Annotated in this window: 9 protein-coding genes and 1 pseudogene; 6 read left to right on the plus strand and 4 right to left on the minus strand. The window is 45.5% G+C overall.

Annotation, left to right across the window (positions count from 1 at the left end):
* The 3 genes from ACQY6Q_RS15260 to ACQY6Q_RS15270 form a co-directional block, all read left to right on the plus strand.
* On the plus strand, positions 1–159 hold a 159-nt coding region (locus ACQY6Q_RS15260), incomplete at its 5' end, for an FMN-binding protein (RefSeq protein WP_427982683.1).
* 1 nt (position 160) lies between these two features.
* Positions 161–850, plus strand: coding sequence for an electron transport complex subunit E (locus tag ACQY6Q_RS15265; protein WP_427982668.1), 690 nt, complete (start codon positions 161–163; stop codon positions 848–850).
* Positions 851–861: 11 nt separating this feature from the next.
* On the plus strand, positions 862–1,125 hold the full coding sequence (locus ACQY6Q_RS15270) for an RnfH family protein (protein WP_427982670.1): 264 nt from the start codon (positions 862–864) through the stop codon (positions 1,123–1,125).
* Between the two features lie 321 nt (positions 1,126–1,446).
* Here the strand turns inward: ACQY6Q_RS15270 and ACQY6Q_RS15275 are convergent, their stop codons facing one another.
* Positions 1,447–1,995 (minus strand): carboxymuconolactone decarboxylase family protein, encoded by a 549-nt coding sequence (locus tag ACQY6Q_RS15275; RefSeq protein ID WP_427982672.1) that lies wholly within the window; start codon positions 1,993–1,995, stop codon positions 1,447–1,449.
* A gap of 129 nt (positions 1,996–2,124) precedes the next feature.
* Between ACQY6Q_RS15275 and ACQY6Q_RS15280 the strand changes: the two genes are divergently transcribed.
* Positions 2,125–3,027, plus strand: coding sequence for a LysR family transcriptional regulator (locus ACQY6Q_RS15280; protein ID WP_427982674.1), 903 nt, complete (start codon positions 2,125–2,127; stop codon positions 3,025–3,027).
* A 472-nt stretch (positions 3,028–3,499) separates the two neighbouring features.
* On the plus strand, positions 3,500–4,039 hold the full coding sequence (locus ACQY6Q_RS15285; RefSeq protein ID WP_055731609.1) for a flavodoxin: 540 nt from the start codon (positions 3,500–3,502) through the stop codon (positions 4,037–4,039).
* Between the two features lie 136 nt (positions 4,040–4,175).
* On the opposite strand, the gene ACQY6Q_RS15290 is transcribed toward ACQY6Q_RS15285, so the two are convergent.
* The 3 genes from ACQY6Q_RS15290 to ACQY6Q_RS15300 form a co-directional block, all read right to left on the minus strand.
* The gene (locus ACQY6Q_RS15290) at positions 4,176–7,613 is read right to left on the minus strand and encodes a hypothetical protein (protein WP_427982677.1); all 3,438 of its coding nucleotides are present in this window, start codon (positions 7,611–7,613) and stop codon (positions 4,176–4,178) included.
* A 374-nt stretch (positions 7,614–7,987) separates the two neighbouring features.
* Complete coding sequence (locus tag ACQY6Q_RS15295) at positions 7,988–8,887, minus strand: EamA family transporter (RefSeq protein WP_427982680.1); 900 nt, start codon at positions 8,885–8,887, stop codon at positions 7,988–7,990.
* A gap of 180 nt (positions 8,888–9,067) precedes the next feature.
* Positions 9,068–9,469 (minus strand): GFA family protein, encoded by a 402-nt coding sequence (locus ACQY6Q_RS15300; RefSeq protein ID WP_427982681.1) that lies wholly within the window; start codon positions 9,467–9,469, stop codon positions 9,068–9,070.
* A 70-nt stretch (positions 9,470–9,539) separates the two neighbouring features.
* Between ACQY6Q_RS15300 and ACQY6Q_RS15305 the strand changes: the two are divergent.
* Positions 9,540–9,852, plus strand: a pseudogene (locus ACQY6Q_RS15305) (group II intron maturase-specific domain-containing protein); the annotation flags it as partial.

Below are 9,852 nucleotides of genomic sequence, written 5' to 3' on the forward strand. Positions count from 1 at the left end.
GGCAAAGACTTAAACAATACCACCACTAAACAATGGGCAGTGAAAAAAGACGGTGGTCAATTTGACCAATTCACCGGTGCCACCATTACCCCACGCGCCGTGGTCAATGCGGTACACCAAGCCCTGCTCGACTTAAATACTCAGCAACAAGGAAGTTAATATGAGCCAGTATAAAACGATTATTGCTGACGGCCTGTGGAACAATAACGTGGTACTAGGCCAGTGTTTAGCGCTGTGTCCGCTACTCGCGGTTACCTCTAGCGCCACTAACGGCTTAGGCTTAGGGCTGGCCACTCTAGCGGTGATGGTATTATCTAACCTGATCACCGCCTTAACTAAAAACTATGTTAGCCGCGCGGTGCGTATTCCCATCAACATTTTGATGATTGCCACCCTAGTTACCATTACCGACATGGTACTTAACGCCTGGGTTCACCCGCTACACAAGGTGCTGGGTTTATTTATTCCATTGATTGTCACCAACTGTGCCATCTTGGGCCGAGTAGAATCTTTTGCCAGCCGCCAAGCGCCTTTACCGGCGGTAGTAGATGGTTTAGCCATGGGCATCGGTTTTACCTGGGTCCTGGTATTTTTGGGTGGCATTCGCGAAATTATTGGCTCTGGGACCTTATTCGCCGACGCCCATATTCTTTTAGGCTCGGCTTTTAAAGCCATAGAATTTACCGTCATTCCTGATTACCGCGGCTTGCTGTTGGTGATTTTGCCCCCCGGCGGCTTCATTGTATTAGGCATTTTGCTTAGCTTGCACAGGCAGCTACAAAACAAGCTGAGTGCCCGAGCAGTAAAATCCAGTGAAAGCGCCAGTTGCTGCGCACCATCAACCCATTAGGAGAAGGCCTTATGTTAGTCAGTATTGCCTACGCCACCCCCGAACAACAACTCTGCATAAATGTTGATGTGGTAGAAGAAAGCAGCGTGATTAATGCGCTGCATCAGTCGGGGATCTTAGATCTCTGCCCGGAAATCCAACTGGATAAACAAAAAGTCGGGGTATTTGGCAAGTTTGTCACCCTAGAAACCCAATTAGTGGCAGGAGATAGAGTGGAAATATACCGCCCTATCACTTGGAAGCCGCCCATCGATGATGATGATGACGACGAGTAATGGGCAAAACAACTGCACAAGCACAGCAACAACGGTGAGATTAATACCTTTGTAGAGTTAAATCTATGAAGGGTCTAAAGCGCAGTTTGGATTTTAAAATCAGGCCCTTAGGCCAAATGCTTACCCTCATACACCAACGTTGGCAATGATACGAACAATACCAAGAGTTAACCATCGCTGCTCAACAGCAGGTTTAAGACATTGCGCATTCACCTGGTAATCTGAAGCCGTGTTATTTTGTTTGGTTAAGCCATAGCTCAACATCTTAAATTAACTGCAAGTAAGGGGTGGTAAATCCCACCCCTTAAACGAGCTAAAATACTATACAGCCAACGTTTCTACCGCCGGAAAATCAATTTCGGTACCGAGAACTTCGTTGATGTAGTTAGTTAATGTGTTTAATGCCACATGGCCAACAATTTCGACAATTTCTTCATCGCTGTAGCCCGCTGAACGAACCGCTTCAAAATCACTGTCAGACAGCTTGCCGCGATATTTAACAATCTTAACGGCAAAACCAACTGCCGCAGCTGCTTTTTCGTCTGAGGAAGTCCCACGACGGTTAGCTTCAATTTCGGCCTCATCCAATTTTGCCAAGTTGCTACCAAGATATTGATGCGCAGCCAGACAGTAATTGCAGCCATTCACCTCCGCGACAGCTAGTGCAATCCGTTCGCGGGTTTGAGCGTTCAACGCTCCTTGGCCAAGCGCGCCGTTCAACGCTAAATAACCTTCCAAGGTTTTAGGGCTGTTTGCCACAATTCGAAACAAGTTGGGAACTGTTCCTAAAAGATTGTTAACGGCTTCAAGCGATGCCTTGGAAGCCGCTGGCGCAGCCGCGATAGATATAGGTGTAGATATACGAGACATGGGTAACTCCTGTGTTTTCCTGATAAGAGAACCCAGCATACAATTAACCTAAAGAAACATAATTAGGGCACCTTTTAATTGTCTGTTACGATATTTGAAATAATCAAGCACTGAGATTGGTCATCAGATATGGATAAGCTAGAGGCAATGCGCGTTTTTGTTGAGGTAACACAAGCTAATAGCTTTGTTGCGGCTAGCCGTAAGCTAGGTATTTCTGCGCCTGCTGTTACCCGATCTATCGCCCAATTTGAAAAAACCTTGGGCGTTCGTCTTTTCAATAGAACCACACGCCATGTTCGCTTAACCGATTCAGGTATTCGTTTTTATCAAGATGCCAAGCGGATCTTAGACGATGTCGACCAGAGCGTAGCCGCAGTATCGGGAAGCTACACCGAACCTAAAGGCCTGTTAACCATTACAGCCCCCGTGCTGTTTGGACAGCTCCATGTCACCTCAGTGATTACCGAGTATTTACAACAACACCCTTCAGTATCGGTACGCGCAGTTTTCTATGATAGAATCAGTAACTTACTCGATGAAGGTTTAGACATCGCGATTCGGATTGGCCAGCTTAAAGATTCCAGCATCTATGCTATTCCTGTTGGTAGCGTTCATCGGGTACTCTGTGCTTCGCCGCGATATTTAGAAAAACATGGAAGCCCCAAACACCCTAACGAGCTAGTCAATCATGAAATCATTCAAGCCTCTACCGTAGAGCCTTCAACTACATGGCAGTTTGAATCAGCAACGGGCAAGACAAGCACAAAAGTCAACCCGCGTCTGCAGTGCTCGCAAAATGGCGCAGCAATTGAAGCCGCCAAGCAAGGTCTTGGCATAACCCGGCTAATGTCTTATCAAGTTGGTGAGGAATTGAAAAATGGCTCGCTAACTCGCGTATTAGCTAACTACCAACCGCCCCCACTACCGGTCAGCATCGTTCATATAGAAGGGCGACAAGCTCATGCAAAGATTCGATCGTTTATTGACCTAGCCGTCGCTCGGCTAAGGGCCAACCCATTTATAGACCATTAATCTGAGTTCATTGGATGCTAATAACGAGTATTAAGGCGATAAAGTAATCAATCTTAATAGATGTTAGTTATGCTAAAAGCTTATCTTTTACCACACTTTGGTCAACTAAATAGATGACTCAAAAGAGCGCCTATCCTCCATTTAAGCGACCAAGAACTGAAACAACGCATGAACGATTTACTCTAGTTTGCCCTTGTTAAATTAATGGCAGCTCATCGTAAACTTGAGTGTAAGAGAGCCGCAACAACTAGCTAGCTCAATCTTCATCCAACATCTTCACTAAAGCGATTAGACGCTAGCCTAACCACCGTTACAAAACCCACATTTGTTGTCTTCTCAGCTGTCATGTTTGCTACAAAGTGTGGTGCAAGGCTATTTTGACGCTATGTAAGCTTTTGTTTTTTAGTTGTTTTTTATTTGGTTTGCTTATTGCAATAGAGCAACTAAGCCAGACATTCAAGGAGCACGTATCATGGCAGATATAGGTATATTTTTTGGGACGGATACCGGCACCACTCGCAAGATTGCTAAGATGATCCATAAGCAATTAGGCGAAGATCTTGCCGATAAGCCGCTTAACATTAACCGTGTCGATATAGACACTTTAAGTTCTTACAAAATGTTGATTCTAGGTACGCCCACCCTAGGCGAAGGCCAACTGCCCGGCCTAGCTGCCGATTGTCAGGCTGAAAGCTGGGATGAGTTTCTTCCACAACTCGATGACGCCGATTTATCTGGCATTAAAGTAGCGCTTTACGGTTTAGGTGACCAAGTGAACTACTCTAGCGAGTTTGTTGATGGCTTAGGTGAGTTATATGACGCCATATGTGAAACCGGCGCCGAGCTAGTAGGTGAATGGCCTGCAGACGGTTATGAGTTTGACGACTCTGCCGCGCTACTAGACAACGGTAAGTTTGCCGGTCTGGTATTAGATAACGACAACCAAAGTGAGCTACATAGCGAACGTTTAGCCGGTTGGTTAGAACAAATTAAAGCTGAATTTGGTGTTTAAGCTTTTTATTTAGCATAGTTATTCTCTCTAAAACTAAACCTTTGCCCGCTTTATGCGGGCCTTTTTTTGAGCAAAAAAAACCGAGCAGCAATGCGCGACTCGGTTTTAAACGTTAAAGACTTAGCTTAGCCAACGGCTAAAACTGTGCGATAGCTTGAGAATTCAAACTCACTTCCACTTTCACTATCTCACCTAGTCGAGCAAATAACTGCTGGCTTAAGCTTTGCGGTAAGCTTAAACCACTCACCTGATGAGTTTCACCGTTAGCTAAATGGCAAACAATGGCGGGTTCTGAGTCGTCGCTACAAGTGTAAACAAACGGCACTTGGCATAAAGTAAAGGCCAACTGTCCAGCGCTCAGTTCGCATTGGCGGTCTTCGCCAGCTAGATTTTTCCAGTGGAAGACAGCGTCTTGGCTTAAAAACTCATTCGCTTTAAGCAAACTCGGCTTGATATTAATAGCGCCATTTGCCACTTCAATACCCAGCTCAGTGAATCGGCTAATCACCTCTTCTTTCACCTGTCCAGTCATACCCGGTTGCTGAGCACCAGCTTGTTTCGGTGTGTGTGAATAAGGGTCACAAGGGAATGCGCCATAGTTATCTGGTGTTTTGTTAAAGCCAATACCCTGGCGTACTTGGTAATACAGTTGCGCCAAACGTTGAGTAGCAGGCGAAGCGGCATCTAGCTCGCGGGCTTTAAGGTAGTTCTCTTGTACCGCCAGTAATAGCTTCGACACCATGTGCCAGTAGATACAGCCCAAACCTTCATAGCCAAACATGGTGCCAGAGCGTCCAGTAAAGGCCTTATGATTGAAAACCTGCTCATAAGTTTTCTCCAGCGCCTTCCAATCACTTGGAGTAAGGTTGCTGTAGTCTGCTTTAAGCTGTTCGATTTTCTTGCTTAAGCCAGCCGAGTTGTCGCAAGCGGCATGGAAACGATAGTTACCTTGCTCATCTAGCATAACAATACGTTGGTCTTGCTCGCTCACCATCGCCTGCAACGCTGGAGTAGCCGCAATCAGCTCTGCACTAATGATGTTTTTCTGCATAAAGCCATTGAGGTCGCGGTCAGGATACAACATGAAAGTATGCTGATCAGCACGATACATATCACTGTTATATAACTGCTCGGTCAGCGTCACGGCTTGCTCAGGGCTTAATACCCCAGCGCTAAGGATCGCTACTTGACCTTCTAACATCGGATATAGATACGAGATTTCCGCCTTGTCTTCAGTCAAACTCAGAATGTTGTAAGCATTGTACAAACCATCTGGGCGTAGATTGTTCGCAATAGAGGCATCTAACACACTAAGCGACACTGTCATTAGCTGCTTCAATGCTGTTTGTTGCACACTCGCTTTAGCGCTAAAGCCTTGTTGCGAATAAACCTTTTGACGATAGTCGTTAGCTGCATTTTGTAAGGCTAGCATGAAGCTATAACGTTGCTCGTCGTTCACCGCATTTTGTTCGATGGCGTTCAGCGCTTGTTGCAATATGGTACTGGTGCTATCAAGCCACTGGGCGACTTCAGCCGACAAGCTGAACTCTTCTGGCGCGTCGGCCAACAACTGTTGCATGAAGCTAACATAACGGCGCATGTAGTACAGCGTCACCATGGATAAACCATTACCCACAATAGCGTTATTCGCATCATTCCATTCTGGACGCTGAGTATTTAGCCAAATACCGCCATCAATCACTAAGTTGCTAAGTTTAGTAAGCAATGGCACCAATATTTTCTCCATCAGGTTAACCTGGTAAACCTGACCCTGAGCATCTAATAGCAAACGTCCGTCGCTGCCCATTGTCGCTACCCGTTGTTGAATAACGGCATCTAGCTCTTCATCAAAACTCACCGTGTCTTTAGGGTTGGCTAACAATTGATCTACAGCGCTTAAACGATATGGAACGTTGGCGTAGCTAAATTGTTCACTGCTAAGAAGATTTAGTAATTGATCATGTTGATACTTATCAAGCTGTTCTAAGAACTTAAGCAAGTAAATAATTTGGTGGTCGCCCCAATAACCAATGTTACTCCATGGGTCGTCACTTTCTGGTTTTTCCCAGTCAATACCCTGCTTAGTAATGCGATAAGGGTTGTAACCATCTGCGGTAGACGCATTCACAAACTTAGCTAAGAAAGAACTGATATACCCAGGGTAACTTAGCGCTAGCGCTTCCCAGTTTTGGAAAATGTCGCGCCAGTTGCCTTGATAAGACAACAAACGTTGGCCAGCGTCATCTTTGAGTTTAATTTCAAAATGGTTCCAAGGGCGGCTTGGGTCACCATGGCGGCGGCCAAAAGTAAGTGGGATGTATTCATCACATAGGCGTAATAGCTGGGCATCGTTACTTTGCTTAGCTAAGGCCATTAAGGCTTGGTGAGAGAATTGCTCAGGCAAACTATTTAACGCTTCAAGGTAACGCTCGGTCACCTCGCGGTTAGTTTGCTTTAAGGTATTAATTACGTCTGTTTTATCTAAGATGTAGCCGTTTTCGAATACCCCGCCGCGCATACTGTTGAACAAAACGTTCGCATAGTGATGAACGCTGGTATTCTCTTCGGCACTAAGCTGCCAAGCATCGGCACCCGACATCAAATTGGCCAGTTCTTGCTGGTTAGCTGCAACGCTAGATTTAACGGCTTCAGTTAAACTTTCGACTGAAGAAAGTTCGGCTTGTAGTTGACTAACGGCACGATGGTTCTTATCAATATCGGCAACAATCAACCACTCACGCTGCTGCTGTACAGGCAAACGGAAGCTTTTAGCTAGCAAGTAACTGCCACGCTCGCCACGAATTAAATGCTCATCGTTTAGAGGCTGGCCACGGCGGAAGGCGTTAAGTTGTTTGCTGCTTAACAAGATTTGACTGTCGTCGCTATCTAAGCTGAACACAGAACTGGCTAATAAGGATTCTAGCGGTTCGGCACGGTCAGATAGCTTGGCATACATGGTATACAGTACCAATGGCCCCTGCTCTAAACGTTCATTCCATTTATACGCATCAACCAATGAACTAGCGCTTTGCATGGTCGACAAAGGAGCGCCAGAAGGCTGAATGTTTTGAATACCGTCTACTATCTCGATGTCGCAGTCTTGCTCGCCAATGTTGCTTATTTCTGCCTGACGAACAAAACCGTATTGTTCGCTGGTTTGCCAACTGTATTGAAACTTAACACCCAAGCTGTGGTTAAGTTCTTCAAACAGCAACTTATCACCAGTGGTGTTTTTATATAGGTTACGCTCTAGTTGATACAAACCATCGTGATAACGGTTAAACGGTTCCCACAGTGCGCCATTTACTCTTACTAGGGTTTTAGAACCGGTGTTTTCGGCACTCTCGTGAATATAATCCACCGACTTATAAGGGAAAAGAGCGTTCTCTGGGCGGATCCGACCAGCAGATAAGCTGCCCGTAGAAGAAATAAACAACCAATGATCACTGGCTGAAACAACACTAATAAAAAACGGTGCCATTTGGTCAACGTTAGCGATTTTGTAGTATCGCTCGCCTGCCAAATCAACAAACTGTCCTACTACTTTTTGTTCTGAAAAATTATCAAAATGCATACTGATTACCTCAACGTGAAAGCGCTTACATGGCGCTAATTTACGTGCATATGGGTATCGGCTTCAAGTTAATGTTTTCAAAGCACCAAGGTGGTCACATTAAGATGTGATTTCAGATTCATAAGCAGCTGCTTAATTTGTCAGCGATATTATTTAAATATTTTTTATTATCAGTTACTTATATCTAAGTTAGCATAAGACTAGTCTATGAAACACAGACTCTCAAAAAACGTTCTTGGCACATTGTTTAGGTGAAATATGGGAGCAAACTATTAGGGCTAATATTGCCATAAGCCCTTATATTAAGTTTGTTTTTCAAGCTGTAATTAGACCACTAGCAAGCTAGCACTGCATTGCGCTTAATGAAGCCCAGCCTACAACTCGGCTCTACTATGCCCGATGCGACGGCTTAGCTTTACAATAACGGCGGGAGTCAGGAGCAATACTGCTAATCCCAGCAATACCAACATGCCGCCAAACACTTCAAACTGAGTCAGGCGTTCACCCAACAAAATACTTGAACCAAGCATGCCTACAATGGGGATTAACAAGGCAAAAGGCGTTACCACCGCCGTTTGATGATGACGTAATAACCACGCCCACAGCGAAAAGGCCAGTAAGGTAGAGATATAACTCACATACACCAGTGCGCCCCAAGACTGCGCCGTGGTAGCCATTAACAGCGCCAGCGGCTGCTTAGTTTCAAAAAAGTAAGACACTAAAAACAGTGGCAGCGGCGGCACTAAACTGGCCCACACCATAAAGTGCAGCAAGTTACTATTGGCTACCCTTTTCATGATCAAGTTGGAAATAGCCCAGAACAGGGCCGCACTCAGTACCAATAACAAACCTAAACTCGTGGCGTTACCGCCGGTATCTTGGAAGAAAAAACTAAAGCCAGCAAGCGCGATGACAGCGCCCACAAGCTGCCTAGCAGTGAGTTTCTCTCTAAAAAATAACAGGCTAAGTAATATGGTAAATACCACCTGGGCTTGTAGTAATAAGGACGCTAAACCGGCCGAAATATCTTGGCGCATGGCCACAAACAAAAAGCTAAATTTAAGCACCCCAAGGAATACCCCCACACCAAGCACATTCCAAACAGAGGTACGAGGAAAAGGAACAAAAAACACCGCAGGAACTGCCACAATTAAAAACCGCAAACCGGAAAACATGATCGGCGGAAGCTCTTCAAGACCAAACTTAATCACCGAAAAGTTCAGACCCCAAATAAACACCACCAGCAAGGCCGCAAGGGTACTTTTTGCATCCATATATTTCTCTCTACTTAGGCTAGTTAACGGGCTAGCTCCAAACAAGAGCTTACTCTACACCACTTAGGGCCAGTGATGGCAGGTAAATTAAACTGAGCTTAACAGCATTAACGCGTTGTTGTTGCTTATAGCGAGGCCAAAGCCTGCTGCCCTCGCCCAAGCACGGCTAGCCGCACTGGCTTATTTGGGCAGCGCCTCATAACTTGGCACTTGCTCTAAGTGATTAAGCCACTTGGCCGCACTAGCCATAAAGATTTTGCCCTTAGGTTTTAGTGCTAGCTCACTATCGACACTCCCCGCGGGGACTTGCAGTAACCCCTCCAGTTGAGCCGGTAAAGCCGAGCCACAATGCTGACAAAAGCTTTTCACATGGCGACTGTTAGGCAACTGGTAAGTGCGAACTAAAGCTTCCCCACTAAGCCAAGTTAACTTAGCCTGACTAGAAAACAAATTGGCCGCATGCGCCGAACCACTGTCCTTTTGACAATGCTGACAAAAACACAGGTAAAAGCTGTCGAACTCACCACTCACTGAATAATGAACCTGACCACACAAACAACTGCCTTGATGCTGTTCACTCATGCTTATTTCTGCTCCTTAACTAAAGCTTGCTGGTTTTGGATTTACTAGTGTAGTGGTAGTTTATTGATTTTGGCGAGTGAGCATGAGTCAAGATCAAGTTATTACGCAAAGACAGATCTTGGTGAACATGGCCCCCTCGCTGGACAAATACTATTTTAGGATCGCTAATTGTTATCAACTGTGCGTGGATCTAGATCATTGGATAAGGCGCAGAGTGCGAATGGCTACTGGCGACAGTGGCGAAAGCCGAGAACCAAAGTAACAAACCTAATGCGCCGAAGTGCACATGTTCAAGCCGCAGTGGCGTGTGGTATCACCAGTAAAGGCCCATTTCGATGTTCGAAAAAAACCGGGGGCCAGCAGGCATTATCAAATGTGTATCT

Source organism: Agarivorans sp. (assembly GCF_050295395.1).
Taxonomy (GTDB): domain Bacteria; phylum Pseudomonadota; class Gammaproteobacteria; order Enterobacterales; family Celerinatantimonadaceae; genus Agarivorans.